This is a genomic window from Proteiniphilum acetatigenes DSM 18083 (assembly GCF_000380985.1).
Taxonomy (GTDB): Bacteria; Bacteroidota; Bacteroidia; order Bacteroidales; family Dysgonomonadaceae; genus Proteiniphilum; species Proteiniphilum acetatigenes.
The window spans coordinates 308,863-331,829 of the sequence record NZ_KB905692.1 but is presented as its reverse complement, the minus strand read 5'-3'; the positions used below and the strand labels follow the sequence as shown (position 1 = coordinate 331,829).

The 22,967-nt window shown below is 47.2% G+C and carries 11 protein-coding genes; 4 read left to right on the top strand and 7 right to left on the bottom strand.

Annotated elements, in window-relative coordinates:
* Positions 1 to 43 precede the first annotated feature (43 nt).
* The 4 genes from F597_RS0101035 (at position 44) to F597_RS0101020 (ending at position 6,356) form a co-directional block, all read left to right on the top strand.
* Positions 44 to 2,299 carry an aconitate hydratase gene (locus F597_RS0101035; RefSeq protein ID WP_019537849.1) on the top strand — a complete coding sequence of 752 codons (2,256 nt, stop codon included), beginning with the start codon at positions 44 to 46 and terminating at the stop codon, positions 2,297 to 2,299.
* Positions 2,300 to 2,376: 77 nt separating this feature from the next.
* Positions 2,377 to 3,633: an NADP-dependent isocitrate dehydrogenase gene (gene icd / locus F597_RS0101030; RefSeq protein ID WP_026326987.1), complete on the top strand. Its 1,257-nt coding sequence runs from the start codon at positions 2,377 to 2,379 to the stop codon at positions 3,631 to 3,633.
* A 127-nt stretch (positions 3,634 to 3,760) separates the two neighbouring features.
* Positions 3,761 to 5,116, top strand: coding sequence for a citrate synthase (locus tag F597_RS0101025; protein ID WP_019537847.1), 1,356 nt, complete (start codon positions 3,761 to 3,763; stop codon positions 5,114 to 5,116).
* Between the two features lie 10 nt (positions 5,117 to 5,126).
* Positions 5,127 to 6,356 (top strand): NADP-dependent isocitrate dehydrogenase, encoded by a 1,230-nt coding sequence (locus F597_RS0101020; protein WP_026326986.1) that lies wholly within the window; start codon positions 5,127 to 5,129, stop codon positions 6,354 to 6,356.
* A 172-nt stretch (positions 6,357 to 6,528) separates the two neighbouring features.
* Here the strand turns inward: F597_RS0101020 and F597_RS0101015 are convergent, their stop codons facing one another.
* The 7 genes from F597_RS0101015 to F597_RS0100980 form a co-directional block, all read right to left on the bottom strand.
* Positions 6,529 to 8,490, bottom strand: a complete 1,962-nt coding sequence (locus F597_RS0101015; protein ID WP_019537845.1) for an alpha-L-arabinofuranosidase C-terminal domain-containing protein — start codon at positions 8,488 to 8,490, stop codon at positions 6,529 to 6,531.
* Between the two features lie 10 nt (positions 8,491 to 8,500).
* The gene (locus F597_RS0101010; RefSeq protein WP_019537844.1) at positions 8,501 to 10,849 is read right to left on the bottom strand and encodes a beta-galactosidase; all 2,349 of its coding nucleotides are present in this window, start codon (positions 10,847 to 10,849) and stop codon (positions 8,501 to 8,503) included.
* Positions 10,850 to 11,035: 186 nt separating this feature from the next.
* Positions 11,036 to 15,232 carry a beta-L-arabinofuranosidase domain-containing protein gene (locus F597_RS22770; RefSeq protein WP_019537843.1) on the bottom strand — a complete coding sequence of 1,399 codons (4,197 nt, stop codon included), beginning with the start codon at positions 15,230 to 15,232 and terminating at the stop codon, positions 11,036 to 11,038.
* A gap of 72 nt (positions 15,233 to 15,304) precedes the next feature.
* The gene (locus F597_RS0100995; protein WP_019537842.1) at positions 15,305 to 16,360 is read right to left on the bottom strand and encodes a glycoside hydrolase family 43 protein; all 1,056 of its coding nucleotides are present in this window, start codon (positions 16,358 to 16,360) and stop codon (positions 15,305 to 15,307) included.
* 189 nt (positions 16,361 to 16,549) lie between these two features.
* A complete protein-coding gene (locus F597_RS0100990; protein WP_019537841.1) occupies positions 16,550 to 19,150 on the bottom strand; it encodes an alpha-L-arabinofuranosidase C-terminal domain-containing protein in 2,601 nt (866 codons plus the stop codon).
* Positions 19,151 to 19,506: 356 nt separating this feature from the next.
* Entirely contained in the window at positions 19,507 to 21,252 is a 1,746-nt protein-coding gene (locus F597_RS0100985; RefSeq protein ID WP_019537840.1) for a sodium:solute symporter, read from the bottom strand.
* Positions 21,253 to 21,291: 39 nt separating this feature from the next.
* Positions 21,292 to 22,950, bottom strand: a complete 1,659-nt coding sequence (locus F597_RS0100980) for a ribulokinase (RefSeq protein ID WP_019537839.1) — start codon at positions 22,948 to 22,950, stop codon at positions 21,292 to 21,294.
* Positions 22,951 to 22,967: the final 17 nt, after the last annotated feature.

Below are 22,967 nucleotides of genomic sequence, written 5' to 3'. Positions count from 1 at the left end.
TTATTTTTGAATTAAAAAACAATATATTTAATACTCTATCCTTATGGTTTTTGACATTGGCATGATTCGAAAGGTCTACGAACATCTTCCTGAGAAGATACAACAGGCAAAAGATGTTTTACAACGGCCTTTGACTTTGACTGAAAAAATCCTCTTTGCACATCTTTGGCCCGGAGTCCCGGTGAAAAATTACCAACGTGCCGGCGATTACGTGGATTTCGCTCCCGATCGCGTGGCGATGCAGGATGCTACCGCACAGATGGCGTTACTTCAGTTGATGAATTCCGGACGAACCAATGTAGCGGTACCTTCCACTGTACACTGTGACCATTTGATACAGGCATATAAGAATGCTGAAACCGATCTGGATACAGCCAATATAACTAACAGGGAAGTATATGAGTTCCTCCGCGATGTCTCCAACAAATATGGAATTGGCTTCTGGAAACCCGGTGCCGGGATCATTCATCAGGTGGTACTCGAAAACTATGCTTTCCCGGGTGGAATGATGGTGGGTACCGATTCGCATACCCCTAATGCAGGTGGGCTGGGTATGATAGCCATTGGTGTAGGCGGTGCCGATGCAGTGGATGTGATGGCCGGCTTGCCGTGGGAGTTGAAAATGCCGAAACTGATCGGTGTGAAACTTACCGGAAAGCTATCGGGATGGAGTGCACCCAAGGATGTGATATTGAAAGTGGCCGGTATTCTTACTGTAAAAGGGGGAACCAATGCCATTATCGAATATTTCGGTGAAGGAACGGAATCGCTCTCCGCCACGGGGAAGGGAACCATTTGCAATATGGGAGCCGAAGTGGGGGCTACCACTTCTATCTTCCCGTTCGACGAAAAGTCGGCAGCCTATCTGGAAAGTACCGGAAGAAAAGAGGTAGCCGACGAAGCCCGCAGGATCATGGAACACCTGCAACCGGATCCGGAAGTCGTTGCCGATCCTGTAAAATATTATGACCAGTTGATCGAAATAGATCTTTCTCTTCTGGAACCCCATATCAACGGACCGTTTACACCTGATGCAGCCTATACTATTTCGGAATTCGGCAAAGCCGTGAAAGAGAATAACTACCCGCAAAAAATGGAGGTAGGATTAATCGGTTCATGTACCAACTCATCGTATGAGGATCTTACCCGGGCGGTTTCCATAGTAAAGCAGGCACGAGATGAGAGTGTACCGGTGAAAGCACAGTTTCTTATCAACCCCGGCTCAGAGCAGATCCGTTATACGGCTGAACGTGACGGTATCCTCGAAGTCTTCGAAGCGGCGGGCGCTACTATTATTGCCAATGCGTGTGGTCCCTGTATCGGGCAGTGGAAGCGTGAGGATGATGTAAAAGACCGTCCCAATTCTATCGTGACTTCGTTTAACCGCAACTTTGCGAAACGGAACGACGGTAATCCCAATACCCATGCATTTGTAACGTCTCCCGAATTGGTTGCTGCGTTGACTATCGCCGGTGACCTCTGTTTCAATCCGCTGACCGATACCCTTCAAAATGAAAAAGGAGAGTGGGTGAAACTGGTTGAACCGACCGGTTTTGAAATGCCGCCCGGAGGATATGATGTAAAAGATGCGGGATACCTGGCACCATCCGAAGACGGAAGCAGTGTACAGGTGTCCATTGATCCCAATTCGAACCGGTTGCAGAAGCTGGAGCCTTTCCCTGCGTGGAATGGTGAGGACTATACAGGATTGCCGTTGCTTATCAAAGTAAAAGGAAAATGTACTACCGACCATATTTCCATGGCCGGGCCATGGCTCCGTTTCCGCGGACATCTCGATAATATCTCGGATAACATGTTGATCGGAGCGGTGAATGCTTTCAATGATGAGACCAATTCCGTGCTTGATCCCGGAACTATGGGCTATTCTCCCGTACCGGTACTGGCCCGGAAATTCAAAGTAGAAGGAGTCGGCTCTGTCGTTGTGGCCGAAGAAAATTATGGTGAAGGCTCCAGCCGTGAGCATGCTGCCATGGAACCGCGGCATCTCAATGTGAAGGTAATCCTGGTTAAATCCTTTGCCCGTATTCATGAGACTAACCTGAAGAAACAGGGCATGCTGGCGCTTACCTTTGTCAACAAGGAGGATTATGATAAAGTCCAGGAAAGGGATAAGATCAGCGTGAAAGGATTAAAAGAGTTTGCTCCCGGTAGAAATCTGACTGTGGAGTTGCTTCATGCTGATGGTACAAAAGATACTTTTGAAGTCGCCCATACCTATAACGAACAACAAATTGATTGGTTCAAAGCAGGAAGTGCGCTGAATGCCATGAATAAATAACCTTTAAACCTACTTTATTTATGGTAAATGGAACCCGTAATAATAATACTGCGTCTGATTATTCAGATGCTCCTTGCATGTATATAACCCGTCAGAACGGCCGGCTTGTCGTACCCGATCATCCCGTTATTCCCTTTATTGAAGGCGACGGAATAGGAAAAGAGATATCAATCCATGTACAGAGGATTATTAATAGTGCTGTCGACAAGGCATACGGGGGAAAACGAAAAATTGGATGGAAGGAAGTACTGGCCGGAGAAAAAGCTTTCAATAAAGTGGGAAACTGGTTACCGGATGAAACTATGGAGGCCTTTCGCATCTGCCTGGTGGGAATAAAGGGGCCACTCACCACGCCTGTAGGAGAGGGGATACGCTCCCTCAATGTGGCACTACGCCAGGAATTAGACCTTTATGTATGCCTCCGCCCTGTGCGATGGTTCAAAGGAGTGGCTACACCATTATTACATCCCGAGAAAGTGCATGTTACCATTTTCCGGGAGAATACGGAAGATATCTATGCCGGTATCGAGTGGGCGGCCGGTACACCGGAGTTGAAGAAGGTATTAAAATTTCTGCAGGAAGAGATGGGGGTAGGGAAAATCCGTTTTCCGGAGACCACCTCACTGGGAGTAAAGCCCGTCTCCGTGGAAGGGACGGAGAGGTTGGTGAGGGCGGCTATCGAATATGCCCTGGAACATCGTTTACCTTCAGTGACCCTGGTACACAAGGGAAACATCATGAAATTTACCGAAGGTGGTTTCAAAAAATGGGGCTATGCTCTTGCCGAACGTGAATTTCCCGATCAGACATTTACAGAGAATATTTTCAATAAGATAAAGGCTGAACAGGGATTGGAAAAAGCCGTGGAAGCTTATAACCATGCGATTGAATCGGGAAAGGTCTTTATCAAGGATGTAATTGCCGATGCGTTTCTTCAGAACACACTTCTTAAACCAGAAGAGTATTCGGTGATTGCGACACTCAACCTGAACGGCGATTATATTTCCGACCAGTTAGCGGCTATGGTAGGCGGTATTGGTATCGCACCAGGTGCTAATATTAATTACCATACGGGACATGCTATTTTTGAGGCGACACATGGCACTGCCCCCGATATTGTCGGGAAAGACAAGGCGAATCCCTGTTCCATGCTGCTTTCAGCAGTAATGATGTTGGAATATATGGGATGGAAAGAAGCAGGTGATCTGATCACTTCCGCGTTGGAGGTACTTTTCGAAAATGGGTATGGGACTTCTGATCTGGCGCGGTTTATGGAAAACGGAAAACCATTGTCAACATCCGATTTTTCCCGCAAAGTGATTGAAAATTTGTGAAAATGTTTACTTCTGTAAACAAAGCCAGGCGAAAGAGTGTTAAAAAGATAGGATACCGTTACTCTGTCGCCATTTAAGAACGTTTTCGTCAAGCTAAGTAAGTATATAATAAACAAAATATATCACTATGGATAATGAACAATTGAGAAAAACATTGTCGGACTCCGTTGCCTTCACAAGCAATATCGACAAGGATCTTTTTACTAAGATGGGTGTGAAGCGCGGCCTTCGCAATGAAGATCACTCGGGAGTACTTGCCGGACTTACACGTGTAGGAGATGTAGTAGGTTATGAACGTCAGCCTGACGGCACCTTGACCCCTGTTCCGGGTAAACTTTTTTATCGCGGAATGGATGTGGAGGAACTGGTGAAGGGTGTACAACAGGAAAACCGTCTGGGATTCGAGGAAACTACTTTTCTGCTTTTGTCGGGTCGCCTTCCCAATAGTGAAGAGCTAAAAGCTGTGGAGCAACTGATTGCACAGACGATGCCGTTGAATCACAGGGCCACGATGAATATTATGGCCCTGAAGGGAGGGAATATTATGAATATCCTGGCCAGGAGCGTGCTGGAACTCTATACCTATGATGAAAATCCGGATGATATCTCTCCTGAAAATCTTGTCAGCCAGTCAATCAACCTGATTGCCAAATTTCCTACCATTATCGCCTATGCATATCAGGTGTTGAGGCATGACCAGATGGGACGTTCCCTGCATATCCGTCATCCTTATGAAGACCGTTCGGTTGCGGAGAATTTCTTATATATGATGAAGGGGCGTGACAGTTATACGGAACTTGATGTGAAAATTCTTGACCTGGCGCTGGTACTTCATGCGGAACATGGAGGAGGAAATAACTCCACTTTCTCGGTACGTGTCACTAGCTCGACCGAAACGGATACCTATTCTGCCATTGCTGCAGGTATCGGTTCATTGAAAGGGCCGCTCCATGGAGGAGCCAACATCAAGGTGCAAGGCATGTTGGAAGACATGAAGAAAAATGTAAAAGACTGGACAAACCAGTCACAGATAGACGAGTATCTGACAAAAATATTGAATAAAGAGGCATACGACCGTACCGGTCTTATCTATGGTATCGGCCATGCCGTCTATACGATCAGTGACCCGCGTGCCATACTATTGAAAGAGATGGCGCGTGATCTGGCTAAGGAAAAAGGCCGTGAAGAGGAGTTCGCCTTTATGGAGTTGATAGAAGAACGTGCCGTAGAGGTATTTCTTGGCTTCAAGAAGAGTACGGCCAAGGCCCGGACATGTATCAACGTGGACTTCTATTCGGGATTTGTGTACGATGCTCTCGGATTACCCCCGGAGGTGTTTACGCCGCTTTTTGCCATGGCACGTATCGTGGGTTGGTCGGCTCACCGGATCGAGGAGATGAATTTCACCAGCAAACGCCTGATCCGTCCGGCATACAAAAACGTGCGTGAGAGACAATCCTTTATCCCGATGAATGAACGATAACCCCCATTCCATGCAAAAAATAAAAGTAAATAATCCAATTGTTGAGTTGGACGGCGATGAGATGACCCGTATCATCTGGTCATTTATCAAAGAACAACTGATCTTACCCTATCTCGATCTGGAGATTAAATATTTCGACCTCGGCATACAGCATCGCGATGCTACGGATGACCAGGTGACGGTAGAGGCTGCCGAGGCCATCAAAAAATACAATGTAGGTATCAAGTGCGCCACCATCACGCCGGATGAGGCGCGTGTGAAGGAATTCGGCCTGAAGCAGATGTGGAAATCGCCCAACGGAACCATCCGTAATATTGTGGGTGGAACCGTATTCCGCGAACCCATCATCTGCAGCAATATCCCCCGTTATGTACAGGGATGGACTGAACCCATTATCATCGGGCGTCATGCTTTTGGTGACCAGTACCGGGCCACGGATAAGGTTATCAGGGGGAGAGGTACACTCCGCCTTACGTTCACCAACGAAGAGGGTGAAACACAAAGCTGGGAAGTGTATGATTTCAAGGGTGACGGGGTAGCTATGGCGATGTACAATACCGACGAGTCTATCTACGGATTTGCCCGTTCGTCCTTCCAGATGGCGCTGACCAAAAAATATCCGCTCTACATGTCTACCAAGAATACTATCCTGAAAGCCTATGATGGTAGATTTAAGGATATTTTTCAGGAGGTGTATGAGAATGAATTCAAAGCCGAATTTGAGAAGGCCGGTATCACTTATGAACATCGGTTGATCGATGATATGGTGGCTGCGGCCATGAAGTGGAGCGGGGGATTTGTATGGGCATGTAAGAACTACGACGGAGATGTGCAATCCGATACGGTAGCGCAGGGTTTCGGTTCGCTGGGGATGATGTCCTCCGTATTGGTGACACCCGACGGTAAAACGGTGGAAGCCGAAGCGGCACATGGTACGGTGACGCGGCACTATCGCCAGCATCAGCAGGGTAAGGAGACCAGTACCAATCCTATTGCTTCTATTTTTGCCTGGACACGTGGATTAGCGCACCGGGGACGGCTCGACGGCAATCAACCGCTTATCGATTTCTGCGAAAAACTGGAACAGGTATGTATCGAGACTGTGGAAGGTGGGGAGATGACCAAAGACCTGGCACTCCTCGTCTACGGGAACGATGCGTCACGCAGTACATATCTCACTACGCAGGAGTTCCTGCGGGCGTTGAAGCGGAATCTGGAAAAGAAGTGGAAAGGTGATTAAGTGAAGACGTGGGAAGGTGTTTTTGATCCCGGGAAGTTGGAACAACTTGTCCCGATTTTTCGGGAAGTAGGAATGATTTAACAGTGCAACGATTTAACGATTCAATAATTAAAAAATGAAAGCAGGGGCGACCGTTTTGATCGCCCCTGCAGTTTTTTATCCACCTGTTAGTCTAGTCTGTATAGGCAATCCTATACAGATTGAATGAACCTGCTTCTGCTGTCGTTTGCAATACCGTTCCGTTGACAGAAACGGAAGAATCGACAGGTACAATGGCATCAGGATTGTCCAGCGTATTTTCTTTGTCCGCTTCCCCCTTCAACAGGATCGCCTGTGCTTCCGGTTGTATCTTCATCCTGCGGCTTAATCCCTCTAAGCTGATCCGTATCTCTTTGTTTTCTTCCGATACGTTGCTTAACTTCACGATGATCTCTTTCTTATTGGTATCGATTACGGCAGAGGCATACAACCCGTCTTGTCCCGTAAGGGCTCTCTTATTCCATGTAAGCGGTAATACATTGGTACCCGCATGGTGTGCGTATAGCTTCTGTACATAATAATTGGGCGTACGTACACAACGCAGGTTATCGAACCATATCAGGTCGGGACGCCACTGCCATGCATCCACATGTGCCAGCAGAGGGGCATAAGTCGCCATATGGACAATGTCGGCATTCCGTTCCAGTCCCGTCATAAATGCTGACTCGCACAATGCCGATTCAAAATTGTTCTTCCTGTTTTGCGGATGGCAGGCATACTCACCCGCGAATACTTTTGGGCCTTTACGGTCATAGGAATCGTAGCGTGCGGCTTGTTTCAGGAACCATTCCGGCGAACGGTAATAATGTTCATCCACCAGGTCTACTTTCAACCGTTTCATCTCCGGCCACAGATAATCGAAATCCTTGCCTTCGGCTTGTGGCCCGGAACTTCCGATGATCTTTATTTCGGGATATTGTGCACGGATGGCATCGATAAATTTTTCCAGTCGGGCAGGGTATTCGGGTCCCCACTGCTCATTACCGATACCGATGAATTTCAGGTTGAACGGTTCGGGGTGTCCCATTTCTGCCCTGACCTTACCCCAGGTGGTCGAGGGAGAGCCATTGGCAAATTCGATAAGGTCTAACGCATCCTGGATATAATCCTGCAATTCTCCCACCGGTACATGGCAATGTTCTCCTTCGTTCTGGTACTGGCAGGATAATCCCACATTGACTACGGGCAGCGGTTCGGCACCCATATCTTCGGAAAGCAGGAACAGTTCATAAAATCCCATTCCGTAGGTCTGGAAATAATCGGGGAATAACCGGTGTGCAAAGGTATAGTGCCAGCGGTTTTCGTTCAACGGACGGTTTTCTACCGGGCCGACCGAGTTTTTCCAGTTGTAGCGCGTTTCCAGGTCAGTTCCCTCCACAATACATCCGCCGGGGAAACGGAACAAACCGGGATTCAGTTCATTGAGCGCCTCTACCAGATCTCTGCGTAGGCCGTTTTCTCTGCCTTTCCAGGTGTCGGTGGGGAAAAGGGAGATATGTTCCAGATCCACCGGCCCTTCCGATGTAAGAAATATACGCAGTGAAGCTTTTGACTCTTCCTTTGGTGAGGTAAGCACAACCTCGTATTTCTTCCATTCCCTGGAATCGATTGCCAGTTCTTTTCGTTCAAAAGGATTGTTACTGGCATCGATCAGTTCGATCCTGATCTTTTGTCCGGCAGCGTTACCGGAGCGTGCCCAGACCGAGAAACGGTATGCGGCATCTTTCTTCACCCCGATCCCACGGAAACCCTCGTTTTCCAGTCCGGTATGCTTATGGCCGTGTCCTGCGTTGCTCAGACGCACATAGTGAGGATTACGCTCAAAGGGAGCGCCGTCGCTGCGTACTTCCACTTTGCCGAAACTGTTCCAACCCATCAACGATTGAGGGAATTCGAAAGAGCGGTTTTTGATCAGTTCGGCATACAAACCGCCGTCGGCTCCAAAATTGATATCCTCGAAGAATAACCCGTACATGGTGGGCTGTATCTCCGCTCCCGGCTTCCCTGCATTGACAACCAATTCGTAGGTTTGTTGTGCGGATATACTACTGATGCATATGCACGATAAGAGAATGATTAAAAAATATTTCTTCATATTCAATATGTTATGGAGTTAATTTAAAAGGTGTTTTCTTTACATATACCCTGTAATCTTTAATCATACCCGGTTTTCCCGATTCAGGACGCGGCAGGTATGAAAATCCGCTGATGACTTTGTCTTCACCCAAATCGATGACGATATGGTGCGGATAACCGGGATTAAGGGTAGAATAATCGGTATGCCAGAAGGTTGATTCCTGCAGATCAAATACATTGGATGCAATATTGTTGGCGTTGTTGGTTTCCTCACTATCTGCATACACCACTTTCCAGTGTTGACGTGAAACGGGTTTTCCGTCTTCTCCCAGCAATTCCAGTTCTGCAATGGCGGCATAATTGTCTCCTCCGTGTGAATTGAGCGATTCAAGGCAGAAATAGCGGATCTGCTCCTGTTTGCCGAATTTCACATGCTGCCATCCGTTCCCCGGTTTAAACGAATCGGCATAGTAGGGTTGCTCGCCGCCGAGATTTAACTCTTCTCCCGCTTTCCGGTGTGCATAGGCGGAACCTTGCAGTGAGAGTTTGTCGAGAATAGGTTCACGTAATCCGTTCAGCGTTGCCTTCTCCGGGGAAGCCATATCCAGCACGATCACCTCGTTCTTACCCTTCTTCAGCCAGCATCCCGGTACATATAACGCTTGCTGGGGGCCGATATGCCAGTAACGTCCGATAGCATAACCGTTCACCCATACCATCCCTTTACTCCAGCTCCTCATATCGAGAAAGGTATTCCCGGTTTCATCCAGCGTAAAGGTACCCCGGTAATAAGCGGGATGTCCGGTACTGTTTGCCTCTTCCCTGTATTTTTTCTCTTTTGCAAATGTATAATCTACCGGGATGTTGTATACTTCCCAGCCTTTTAATTCCGTTGTTCCGTTTTCAGAAACAAGTTCCACTTTTTCTGTAATCCCTTTCCAGTCGTATATTCCTTTACCGAAATTCATGCGTCCCATCGCTTCCACAAGAATATCCAGCACATCACCTTCCTTCACAGGCGGCAGTACGGCAGTCCCTTCTCCTTTCAGGCGGCTGAGAGTAGCGATCCGTTCACCATTGAGAAACAACTGTGTCCAGTCATTGGCTTCTGTAATCACCAGCGTCTGGCGTACAGCCGATTCTTTTAGCCTGGTGCGGTAAAGGATACTTCCCCATCCCTGATCGAAATATTCCATCGACCTTACCTCTTCACTGCGTACCGGTTCCGGGAGATTGTCGAATAGCACTGCATTTTCGGTCAATTCGAATTCAGGAATCGAAATGGTGGGTATCGAATCCGGAACAGGAGGCAACTGTTCTCCTTCGGGAAGATATTGTTCCAGCAGTTTGCGTACCTGGTAATATTTCTCTGTTGCCCTGCCATATTCGTTGATGGGAGCATCATAGTCGTAAGAAGTGGTCGTAGGTGAAAAATTGGGGAAATTGGCTCCGCCCCAGTGTCCGAAACTTGTCCCACCGTGCGTCATATACAGACTGAATGAAATATTCTGATCCAGCATTTCTTTCAATCCCGCTACCAGCGCTTCCGCACTGCGTGTTTCGTGCCTGGCTCCCCAATGGTCGAACCAGCCGGACCAGAATTCGCTGCACATCAGCGGACTTTGGGGACGTAGTTCTTTCAGGCGACGGAACTGGTCTTCGATGTTTGCCCCGGTGCCGAAATTGATCGTCCACAACAGGTCGTCGAGCGCGTTGTTCTCGAAGTTGGAATTCCAGTCACACTGAAAAAGAGGTACTTCATCCAATCCCGCGTCTCTTACTATATCGCGGATATTGGCCACGTATTCCTTATTGGTGCCGTATGCCCCATATTCGTTTTCTACCTGGAACATGATGATATTACCACCTCTCGTGATCTGCAGGTCTGCGAGCTGTTTGCTAACCTCGTTCATGAACAGTCGGGTGCGTTCCAGAAAATAGGGATCGTTGTCCCGAAGCTTGATATCGCTTTTCTTCAATAACCACCAGGGCAATCCCCCCATCTCCCATTCGGCACAGACATAGGGCCCCGGACGCACGATCACATGCATCCCATGTTTCCGGGCTAACCTGCAGAAGGCAGCTACATCGTTATTCCCGGTGAAATCGAATTGTCCTTCTTCCTGTTCATGGATATTCCAGAATATGTAAAGGCAAATCGTATTCATTCCTAACGCTTTGGTCATTTGAATACGATGTTCCCAATATTCCCGTGGGATACGCGGATAATGGAGTTCTGCCGCTTTTACCACGAAAGGTTCACCATTCAGTAGGAAGGTATTCTGTCCGACCTCGAATGTTCCTTTCTCCCTGTTATTACAACTGCTTGTCAATATGGCCAGGAGGCCGATGAGAATTAGTGAGATAAATTTATTCATTTGTTTAAATATTTAGAACCAAGATTCAAGAACCAAGAACCAAGACTGTTTTAGATTTGGGATTTGGGAAATTACCAATAAGCAATTACCAATTATCGATTTTCCATTATTCCTTCTCTTCTTAACTTTCCAACTTCTTAATTTTCAACTTTCAACTTTCAACTTTCAATTTTCCATTGTCCATTGTCAATTATCAACTGCGGTCGGCACTACCGGTTTAATACTCCCATCCTCGTTGAATTCCATGCGGTCGATACATACTTCACGGTGATAACCGGCAGCATCTCCCCACTTGATCCCTTCGGGACGGAAAAAACGGTGGTATACAATATACCATTCGTCCTTATCTTTTATTTTTAACGTCGAATTATGACCTGTACCCCAAATCCCTTCGTCAGGGGACTTCGACAGGATCAGGTTATTCTCAGGAATGGTAAGTGGTCCCAGTGGCGATTTTGAGGTAGCGTAACGTACCCTGTAATTCTCGCTTCGGGTATCATCTTCCGACCAGAGGAAATAATATATCCCGTTCCGATAAAACAGATGAATCGCTTCACGGAATGTATTGTCGGGCGTCATCACTTTGATGGTGTTCTTTTTAATGGATACCATATCGTCGTTCAGTTCCGCCACGGCCATATAACCGTTGCCCCAATAAAGATAATTTTTGCCTGTTACCGGATCACAGAATACATCAGGATCGATTTCCTGTCCACCTCTCACACCTTCGGGTTTGAAGTCGATCAGCGGTTTACCGGAATCGACAAACGGACCGGCGGGATCATCGGCGACCGCTACGCCTATTTTCTGTGCTGCCGTAAAATAGTAATAATATTTATAGCCATCTTTCGTCTTTTTTTCGATGGCGCAGGGAGCCCACGCATTCCTGTCGGCCCAGGTGACATCCTTCTTCAGATCAAGGATAATACCTTCATCTTTCCATTCCGAAAGATTTTCCGAGGAGAAGGCTTTGAAATAGGTCCCCGACCAGCCGTTATATCCGTCGCTGGTAGGATAGATGTAGTATTTATTCGTTTTGTTGGAATAAAGGGCATACGGGTCGGCAAAAAATCCTTTCAGTACAGGGTTGGGGATATTTGCAGAGAATTTTTCCGGTTTACCCCATTTCGCGATCAGGCCATCCAGCTCTTTTTGCGTGACAGGAATAATGGATCCGTGCCGGGGATGGAAATCCATGGATATCTCATGGTCGATTACCTGGAAATTCATAAGGTCGGTACTTTCGGTGAACTGATAGGCTCCTTTCATATAGACGTCATACATCAATATATATTTGTCGGAATCGATCAGTTTGAATACACTTGATCCTTCGACGGCTTCCGGCGTCTGCTGCTTGTAATCCTCATGCTCTGTCCATTGCCCGGAGGTCAGCGAACGGGTAGTTGCCAGTTTGATGCCATTGCCGTGTCCTTCGGTCTTATAGAACATATAGAACAGACCGTCTTTGAGGATAATATCTCCATCGATACACGATTTTCCGTTTTCAGGCAGGAACAATGGACGGGGTTCTCCCTCCAGGTCGGTGAAATCGTCATTGGCGTAAGCATAGTAAATGATATCAGCTCCGTCTCCGTGTTTCATCGACCAGTATACCATGTATTTCCCGGCTTCCGGATCGTAAATGGTTTGCGGCGCCCATACCCGTTTCAGGTCTTCCTGCCCTTCGTATTTTTCCTGGATATTGATGACGTTTGATGTCCAGTTGATCAGGTCGGACGACTTGAGCAACACCATCGCACGGTTCGAGTCCCATCCTTTGTATGAGGTCATATCAGTCAGCACCATGTAAAAGGTCTTGCCATCTTCTCCCCGCAGAATATGGGGATCACGTACGCCTCCGGTCGAACTGATTTTCTTCGAGTCGATGACCGGCTGGTTATTGTTCAGCGCATAATAATTGTAGCCGTTGCTGCTGATGGCATACCTCACGGCTTCTTCTTCCACCCTGTTACCGGTAAAATAGGCAAACAGGTAAGCGACATATTCAGGTTCTCCCACAAATTGAGAAAGCAGCCGCACTTCTGCGATCTTTGCCGTCATACTGCCCGGCATCGCCATGAATTTTACAGTGAGGGTTTCGCTTTGGGAAATATTCTCCGGAATGGGAACGATCAGCTTCTGCATCTCACCTCCCTTATTGCCCGTTAACGAGAGTCCCTTTACCCGTATATCATTGACAAGTATTTCGAAATTACGGGAACGATCCCTGTCGAAATACTCCACATAGAGGTAATGGGCTTTTCTGCCACTGTTCTTCAGTTTATAACTGAACCATCCGTTTGCTTCACGCCAGCGTGTATCTTCAAAAACACCCGTTTTCGAATTATCTGCCTCGATAAAGTGATCCGATTCGGGTTGTTGTTCGCCGCATACTACCCTGTCTCCGGTTACAGCATCCAGTTTCAATCTTTCTGCCTCCTGTTTTTCCTGCTCAAGACGGATTTTCCCGGCTTCCTCTTCGGTTGCCTGCGGCCAGTAAATGATATAGCGGGATTCATGCAGGTTGAAAAAAGGAACCAGTTCCATACCCCGGGCATACTGTTCCGGATAAAGTCCTGTCAAATGGAATGCCAGCGGTTTACCGGACACAGGAGACAGATAAGAGGTCAACTTATCGGGATCCCCTACTAATAACGGCATATTTTTCAGCGGGATCTGTTTTCCATGTGCGATATGTCCGCCTCTGCTGTCATCGGCAAACAGTCCTGTCTGATCTTCGCTGCCGGTTTTGGCGGCAAGCACTACCGGGCCGTACAGGAACGAATAGTAACCAGATCCATCCGGAAGTTGCTCGGCTTTCAGGGTCATTGGCATTTCCATTACCACCTTATCGCCCTTCTTCCATTTTCTGTCTATAGGGATATATCCGTTTCTGTTCTCTACAGGATATGCTTTCCCGTTTACCGTGACCTTTACGTTTCCTTCCTCAGTCCACCCGGGATAACGCAATAACAGTGTAAACTGCTTCTGTTTACGGGGATTCACGCTAATCTGCGTGGAGGCTTCATAGGGAAAGTTATTTTCCTGAATGATCTCCGTATCCTGCTGCTTCCACTGTAACGAGGATGGAATAAAAAGATTGACATATAGCTCGTTGTCCGTATGGGCATAGATCATCTCACCGTATTTCGAATGATTCTCCATCCCCGATCCCACGCAACACCACATGCTGGTATGCGGTTGCGAATAGACTCTGTAATGTCCGGGACGCATCTGCGTGAAATAGACGAATCCACCTGTATGTGGATGTTGGGTAGAGAGGATATGATTATAGAGTGCACGTTCGTAATAATCTACATATTTCTTATCTTTTGATGTCTGATACAACATTTTAGTTAACCGCAACATGTTATAGGTGTTGCATGTTTCGGGGCCTTCAATGCTGCTAATCATCCGTGAGAAATCGTCCACCGGGTTGAAATGTTCGGAAACGCTGTTTCCCCCGATGGATACCGACCGGTTTTCCACTACCGTTTCCCAGAAGAAACGGGCTGCCTCTTCCCACGATTCATTGCCCTCGAGGTCTGCAATACGTTTAAAACCCAGTACTTTCGGTATCTGGGTGTTGGCGTGCATTCCGGTCAGTTTATCCTGATGGTGAAGCAAAGGTTCCAATATCAATTGATGGGAAAACTTTCGTGCCAGTTCGAGGTATTTTTCGTCACCCGTAATGGCTGCCACGTCGGCAAAGGTTTCGTTCAATCCGCCGTGTTCGCTGCGAAGCATATCCTGTAATTGCTCTTCCGATAATCTGGAAACAAGCGTGATTGCCCAATCGGTCATTTTTATCAACATCTCCTTCGCTTCTTCATTCCCTGCCACCAGCCAGGCGTCTCTCAGTCCTGCGTAGGTCTTATGGATATTGTAGAGCGGCACCCATTTACCGTTCAGGTCGAACCCGCCGGCACGGATATTTCCTGCAGCAACCTCTTCCCATATCGCTTTTCCACCGGGTACGCCTCCGATATAGCCGTTACCGTTCGCATCCTGACACCGTTTTAATTCAGCGAGCATGTAATCCAGCCGGCTCTTGATCTGTCTATCTCCGGTAGATGCAACCATCAGCGACAGTCCGGAGAGGTAATGTCCTCCGATATGCCCGTCGAGTCCGGTATTTTCCCAGTTGGTATAGCTCTCGGCTTTCTGTGGCAGGCCGGCTTCTCTCAGAAAAGGCGCAAGGAGCCGATCGGCATCCATCTCCAGCAGATATTGCTTGTTTAATTCTTCCGCGTGCCTGAAAGGACTTTCCAAAAGTCTGATATCCTGTAACCTGAAATATTCTATCTGCGGATTTATCTGGGCATTCGCAAAAGAGAAGCAGATAAAACAAAGTAGTATCCAGTTGAGTTTTTTTCTATTCATCCTGTTTTTTCTATCGTTATTCAAGTTTTGCAAGTTGCATACCTAAGTTGGGGTGTATAGTGCAATCTTCTATCAGAACTCCATTTGCAAATCCCAATGGGCGGCCAGCCTTTGCGCTTCCTCTTTGGAGACCTGGATCACCGCCCCATGCTTGGGCGAACTGAAGTTGGTTGTCTTCATTACACCTTCATTAAATCGTCCCAGATGGGTGAAGTTTACGAAATCGGATGTTTCGGCAAAGCCGAAATTATGCGGATTGATACTGAATATATCGTACATCAGTACCCATTTATCTTCTCCGATACGTTTCCAGACATTCGGCGCTTCGCAGGAGGCCGGTTCAAAATCGATCTGTTCCGGCTGATACACGTAACCACTGTTGATTTTATCCGAAACGGCCATCTTAATTCCCGCGGGTCCGTCCTGTGCGACATAAGTCATGACGAACCGTCCGTCAGGCAAGGGTGTTATATCGGCATCCAGCACCTGGATCTCTGGGTCGGGATACTCGAAAATCAACTTTGGTTCCGAAACGAGTTTTGTAAAATCATCATCAGTATAAGCATAATACATTTTTGTCTTACCACCATCAAGCCGCATGGTAAAATAGAGCATCATTTTTCCTTCCGCTTCGTCGTAGATGGTTTGCGGCGCCCATGCGCAGGAAACGTTAAGATGAGGGAACTGCTCCTCTACCAATACGCTGCTACGCGTCCAGTTGATAAGGTCGTATGATTTCATCAGTACAAAACCGCGATTATTGCCCCATCCATGAATATCCCCGTCACGGTCCCATTGTGTGGTACGATAGCCTTCACGTTGCCCGAAGATATGCAGGTCGGTCATTACCAGGTAAAATGCATCATCGGGGCCGCGTGTGATATGCGGATCGCGAATGCCCTTTTGTGTAGCGATAGTGTCGCCTCCAATCACCGGCTGGCCGTTATTCACATCCGTAAATGTGTATCCGTCGGAACTTAATGCCATAAAAAGGCTGTGGGTAGGATCGGTGAAATAGACAAGCAGGTAGGCAGCCATCTCTTTTTCTTTTGGCCCGGATTTACAGGAAGCCGATGTTGCGAGTAAACATACGAAAGAGAGCAGTAGTGTTAATTTCTGTTTATCCATATTCTATTTACAAAATTATAATTAATTGCGGGCGGAGACCATAGAAAAATCTTGCAGATATGAGTAACAAATTAATCATTAAATGATTTATCCTTACGTTCCCTGCCTGCTATGGGTATCCCGTAAAACAGCTATAGGTCTCCGCTTTAGTTGCATACAGTTCAAAATCACATGCGGAACTTGAATAATCTATATATTCGTTTTTATACGAATTATCGAAAAAGAATAAGCCGGCAATTCATATTCGAGTTGCCCGGAAACGGTCAGTTTTGATTCTTCAGGTCTGACAGTTTTATCGTCCGGTTTACCTTTCATTACTGTTAAGTCTGACTGGCTGTCGGCTATCTTTATGTCCGACAAATCAATCGACGAAGAAACGGGGACAGGCAATAGATTAACCAGTTTAATGATCAGATCATTGGTCTGGCTATCTATTACAAAAGAGGACGCAACTCGTTTTCCGATATCTTCCCGGTTATCCGAACGAATGATATTGCCGGAAATGTATTCATTTCCGGAATGGTGTCCGAATAGTTTCTGGACATAATATCCAACGGTCGGCTTCACTTCGGTATTATTGAAATAGATCAGGTCGGGGTTCCACTGCGTGAATCCTTCTTTTGCCAGCAATGGAGCATAAGACGTCATCTCCACAATATCCCCGTTCCGTTCGATATTGATCAGGTGCAATGCTTCGCAGAGCGCTGTTTCAAGATTGTTATGGCGGCCCGGGACATGGGCTGCGTATTCACCCAGATATACTTTGGCTTTTGAGCGGTCGTACCTGTCGTAATAATCCTGGTTGTTGAGATACCATCCGGGCGGCTGGTAATAATGTTCGTCGACCAGGGCAAGTCCCAGTTCGGTTGCCAGATCCCAACCTTCCACATAGTCGGATCCTTCGCTGAAAGGACCGGCTGTTCCGATCACCGTTATTTCGGGGTACTTAGCCTTAATGGCATTATATATCATCGTAAACCTCTCCACAAAAACATCGGAGATCAGGTCTTCATTACCGACTCCGATATATTTCAGGTTGAAAGGTTTCGGATGGCCCGCCTCCGCTCTTTTTCTGCCCCATTCGGATTTTGCATCGCCGTTGGCGTACTCGATCAGATTTAAAACGGACTGGATATATTCATCCATCTCTTCCATGGGAATACCCCCTTGCTGTCCACCGATCACACATCCATGGTGTGCGGAGTTCTGGCAGGGAACACCTGCCGCCACAACGGGGATAGGTTCGGCACCGATATCTTCACAGAACTGGAAATATTCAAAATAGCCCAGTCCGAACGACTGGTGATACCCCCAGAGATTACGTTGCGGCTTACGCGTTTCAAGCGGCCCGATGGTATTCTCCCAGCGATAGATATTTCCGATCCCGTCGCCATGCGCCACGCACCCGCCCGGAAAACGCATGAAGCGGGGTTTCAGGTCGGCCAATGCTTGCGCCAGATCGGCTCTTAACCCGTTTTTGCGCCCTTTGAATGTTTTCTGCGGAAAAAGGGAAACCATATCCAGGTCTACCCGGCCCGTTTGTTGCGGTATCACTTCGATACGGGCGTCGTTGGCAGTACGGGTTGCCGTAATAACGGATTCCAGTTTCTGCCAGTCGGTACTGATTGTACGTGTAGTAGTTTCTCCGTATATTTCACCGTCTTTTCCGGTGAGCCGTACTAAAATACGGCCTCTTGTTTTCCCGGGGCTACGGGCAAACAGGGAGAGATCATATTTTTCACCCGCTTTCACCGGAATACCGTTAAATCCTTCATTGACGAGTGCAACCCCTGTTTTCTCAATCTGTAAGACGGCATAATGTTTATTGTTGACGTGAATAGGGGAGACCGTATCGATCAGAAAAGTGTCTGCATTGATTACCGACCAGGCGGTACGGTTGTTCCAGTTCTTATCCCTACCTTCCTTATCACTCAAGGCATATTCGAAACCGCGGTTTTGAACCAATTCGGCATACAGCCCTCCGTCGGCGGCATAGTTGATATCCTCGTAAAATATACCGATCAATAAATCGCTGATCGATTTCTTTTTCCGGATATCCGGTGAAATGGAAATAGTGACCGGTTCCTTGAACTGACCGTGATCCATCTCTACTCTTTCCTCATTTAAAATCTGCTTATAAGCAGACAGCCTCTGAGCCTGGATAAGTCTGTCGATCACCGCCCATGAAACGTGATGGAGCGTGCCGGTCTGCTGTCTGCCTGCGATGGAAACATTCCTTCTGGCACTTTCGAATTGGTCGTTTCTTGCGGCGGGCGAGTAATGCTTGAAATCGCCGGTAAAACTGTGAAACACTCCTTGTTCGGGTTTATCGCTATGCCAGAGAATATGAAATTCTTTTCTTTGCACATCGCAGGAAATTTCAGGTCTCAGGCAGTTCCCATGGGGCATCAATACCGGATAAGATTGTGGTTTCCAATATACCAGATCGGAAGAGACGGCATGAGCGACGGCTCCATCCGTATCATTCAGACTCCAGACGGAGTGCCATTGCCCATCAGATGCCTGAAACAGGAACGGGTCGTACATCCTTTTCTGAGAACCCCATCTGCCGTAGTCAGATCTCAGAAAGGGGTATTTGTTGCCGATAGTATGCCAGTTATCCTGATCGATACTCCATGCGAAATACAATCCCTCTCCGTTCTCATCACCATAAGCAAAAATATATGCTGAATCGGGTTCATTGGCTCTTAAAAAGAGAATATTGAATAGCAATATGCTCAGGGAAAAAAATATCTTTAAAGCTTTACTTTTTTTCTCGATTACTATCATTACAGAACGGTTTTTATAAATAATTTGATTCAACTTTCGCATGTAAATTGAGAATGTATACAACTAAAACGGAGACCTTTAGATATTTTGTGGGGACCCATAGTTCGAGATGAACGTAAGAAAGAGTAGTTGTTTGAACGAAGTGAGTTCTACTCTTTCAGTAAATGAGAACTATAATGGGTCACAAAATATCGTCAGACGGATGTTTTAGTTACAATCATAAGACTTGCGAAACTTGAATAATTTGATTTTTGCAAGCCGAATGCTTCAGTTGCTCATGTTTCAGATTCACATGCAAAAGTTGAGAAAAACAAGCGGAATCCGGATAGGATATCCGCTTGTCGATAAAAGAGTTTTTACCAGAAATAAATATAAAATAACGCACAAAGAGCCACTACCCCAAGGGAAGCAATCACATCCCACTTATTCCAGCTTTTTCTGATAAGTGCTTTGTAATCGCCTGTGAAAGTGATCGCTTCAATTTGCTTAGCAGTTGGTTTCGGGGTGAAAAATGATACTACAACCATCATGCCCATGATAAAGACGAGCAGCCACACCTCAAAGATAAGCCAGTTGGTTTGCCAGAACCAGGTAGTGTTTTCCCAGAACCAGCCTGTCATCACATCTTTCCCTGTATTGGTAAAGATATTGGTCAGCAGGCGTACCATTCCGATAATAAAACCCACTATCATCCCGGCCTCTCCGGCTTTTGGTGTAATTCTCTTGGAAAATATACCCAACGCAAATACAGCCACCATTGCGGGGGCGAGGAGTGACTGAATACCTTGCAGATAATCGTAAAGACTGCCGAGACTCATCATGATAGGTATCCATACAATACCCAGTATCACAACCACGACTGTGGCGATGCGGCCTACCAGAACGTAGGTGGCTTCGCTTTTGTTTTTGAACATCGGCTTGTAAAAGTCTTCTGTAAACAGCGTGGCACAGGAATTGAAGAAAGCCGCCAAAGAGGCAACCAATGCCGATATAAAGCCTATGGTAACAATCCCTTTTACACCGGCCGGCAATACGAACTTGACCATGGAACCAAAGGCGGTATCAGGATCGCTTAACGAGAAACCGCTATCGGGACGTGCTGCCAATGCAGCGGCTACCATCCCCGGTATCAAAAACATAAATACAGGCAATAATTTGAAATAACCAGCAGCAATGGTTCCTCTGCGTGCACGTTTCATCACTACGTCAGCAGGTTCTCCCTTACGTTGTCCAAGTACACGTTGAACGATGTGCTGGTCAGTACACCAATACCAAAAACCGATGATCGATGCCCCGATAAATACCCAAAAACCGGGATAATCATCATACAACGGGTCGCCTGTATTGAAATGGAACATACGGTTGGTACCGTATGCGACACCATCTTCTCCTACGTTCAGCGTTTTGGCATGTTCAATCATTGCAGTCCAACCTTCAGCGATATTGCCGCCTCCAAGTGCCGACAATCCCAGAAACAACACAAGGAACGAACCGAGGATCAGTATAGGTGTTTGAATTGCCGACAGCGTCATCACCCCTTTCATGCCACCCAGGACGGTAAAGATCCCTGTTAAAACGATCAGGCCGATAGCCCCGAACCAGAAAGGCAAGCCAAGAAGGCTTTGCATAAAGATACCACCGGTGAATGCCGTGACACTCACCTTTGTCAGCACATAGGCTATAAGTGTAATGATAGAGAGCCACGAACCGGTTGTAGGTGTGTAGCGGTATTTAAGGAAATCGGGCATTGTGATGATCTTTCCCATCTTAATATTCAACAGTTGATAGAAGGGTACAAAAAGCCACCCTAAGATGAGTATCATCCATCCCTGCATTTCCCAGTGTGCCATACCGACTCCTGCCTTTGCACCGGTACCGGCAAGGCCTACCAGGTGTTCCGAACCGATATTGGCGGCAAAGATAGCCGCACCAATAATATACCATGGCTCACCTTTACCAAACAGGTAATCTTCACTGTCAGGACCTTGTTGCGAACGTTTATCTTTCTGTATAGAACGCCATACAGCCCAGGTTACAGCTAAAATTCCAATAACGATAATTAACCAATCCAGCCAAATAAATTCATGTGAATTCCAATTCATAAGATGTTTTTTTAAGTATATATTCGATTAACGAAACAGTTAGTTTTCAGTGAACTTGCCGATTTGTTGGTATTTCTTATACAACTCCATATATACGGCGTGATTTTCAGCGTTCGGATGGTATTCGAAAGCAAATCCTTGTCCCATCGCATCCTGGGCATCCTCCACTTTCTCATATACACCTGCTGCAACGGCTGCGAACATAGCGGCTCCGAAGGCGCATGCCTGCTCGGTCTTTGCCACTTTGATCGGCATACCCAACACATCGGATAATGTCTGCATCACAAAAGGAGATTTTAAAGAGATACCGCCTATACCGATCACTTCTTTGATCTCGACACCATTTTCCAGAAAACGATCGACGATCGCTTTGGAACCGTAAGCAGTTGCTTCTACCAGTGCCCTGAAGATCAGCGGTGCGGTGCTTCCCAACGTCAATCCACAAATAGAACCTGTCAACAGTTGATTGGCATCGGGTGTACGACGTCCGTTCATCCAGTCAGTAGCGATAAGGGTGCTTTCGCCGGGCGGCACTTTTTCGGCTTCCCTGGTCAATTCGGGGATGATCGCATCTGCGATTTCTGTAATCAGCTTTTCTTTAGTCTCCATATCCAGCAGGTTCGATTTCGAAACGAGCTGTGTAAGAGGCCATTCCAATACCTGTTTAAACCAGGCGTAAATATCGCCGAAGCCTGATTGCCCGGCTTCCAGTCCGACCATTCCCGGGATCACCGACCCGTCTACCTGTCCGCAGATACCCGGGATCAATTTGTCGCCGATCTCCTCATAAGGCACCGCCATGATATCGCAGGTGGATGTCCCGATCACACGTACGAAATCTCCCGGCTTGATCTGTGCTCCTACAGCACCCATGTGGCAGTCGAACGCTCCCACGGCCACGGCCACTTTGGTAGTCAATCCCAGCCGTTCGGCCCATTCGGGAGTCAGGTATCCTACTTTTACATTACTCGGGTAGGTTTCTTTATACAAATGAGAACGGAAGCCGGCAAGCAGCGGATCCAGCGCCGTCAGGAACTCTTCGGAAGGCAGTCCGTCCCACGAAGCATGCCACATCGCTTTATGTCCTGCAGCGCAACGGCTTCTCGGCATCGTTTCCGGTTTGGAGTTCCCGGTGATCAGCGCAGGCATCCAGTCACAGTGTTCAGCCCATGAATAAGCCGCTTTCCTTATCTGCTCATCTTCACGCAGAATATGCAGCATCTTGGCCCATACCCATTCGGAGGAATAAATACCTCCTTCATAGGCGGTATAATCAATTTCCCATTTCTTTGCCAGTTCGTTTACTTCGGCCGCCTCTTTTATGGAGGTATGGTCTTTCCAGAGAACGAACATCGCATTGGGGTTTTCGGCAAATTCAGGTCGTAAAGCCAACGGGATTCCTGCTTCGTCAGTAAACACAGGCGTTGATCCTGTAGTATCGAAAGCCATCCCCACTACATTTTCTGCTGTTCCTGCGGGTGCTTTTGTTAAAGCTTCCCGGATACTCTCTTCCAATACCTCGATATAATCGAGCGGATGCTGACGGTAACGGTTGGTCTTGGGATCACAATACTTCCCCTGTTTCCAACGCGGATAATATTTCACCGCGGTAGATATTTCCTTACCGCTCAAGGCATCGGCAATGATGGCACGACATGAGTCCGTGCCGTAATCTAATCCTATGACGTATTTACTCATCTCTTCTTATCCTTTTT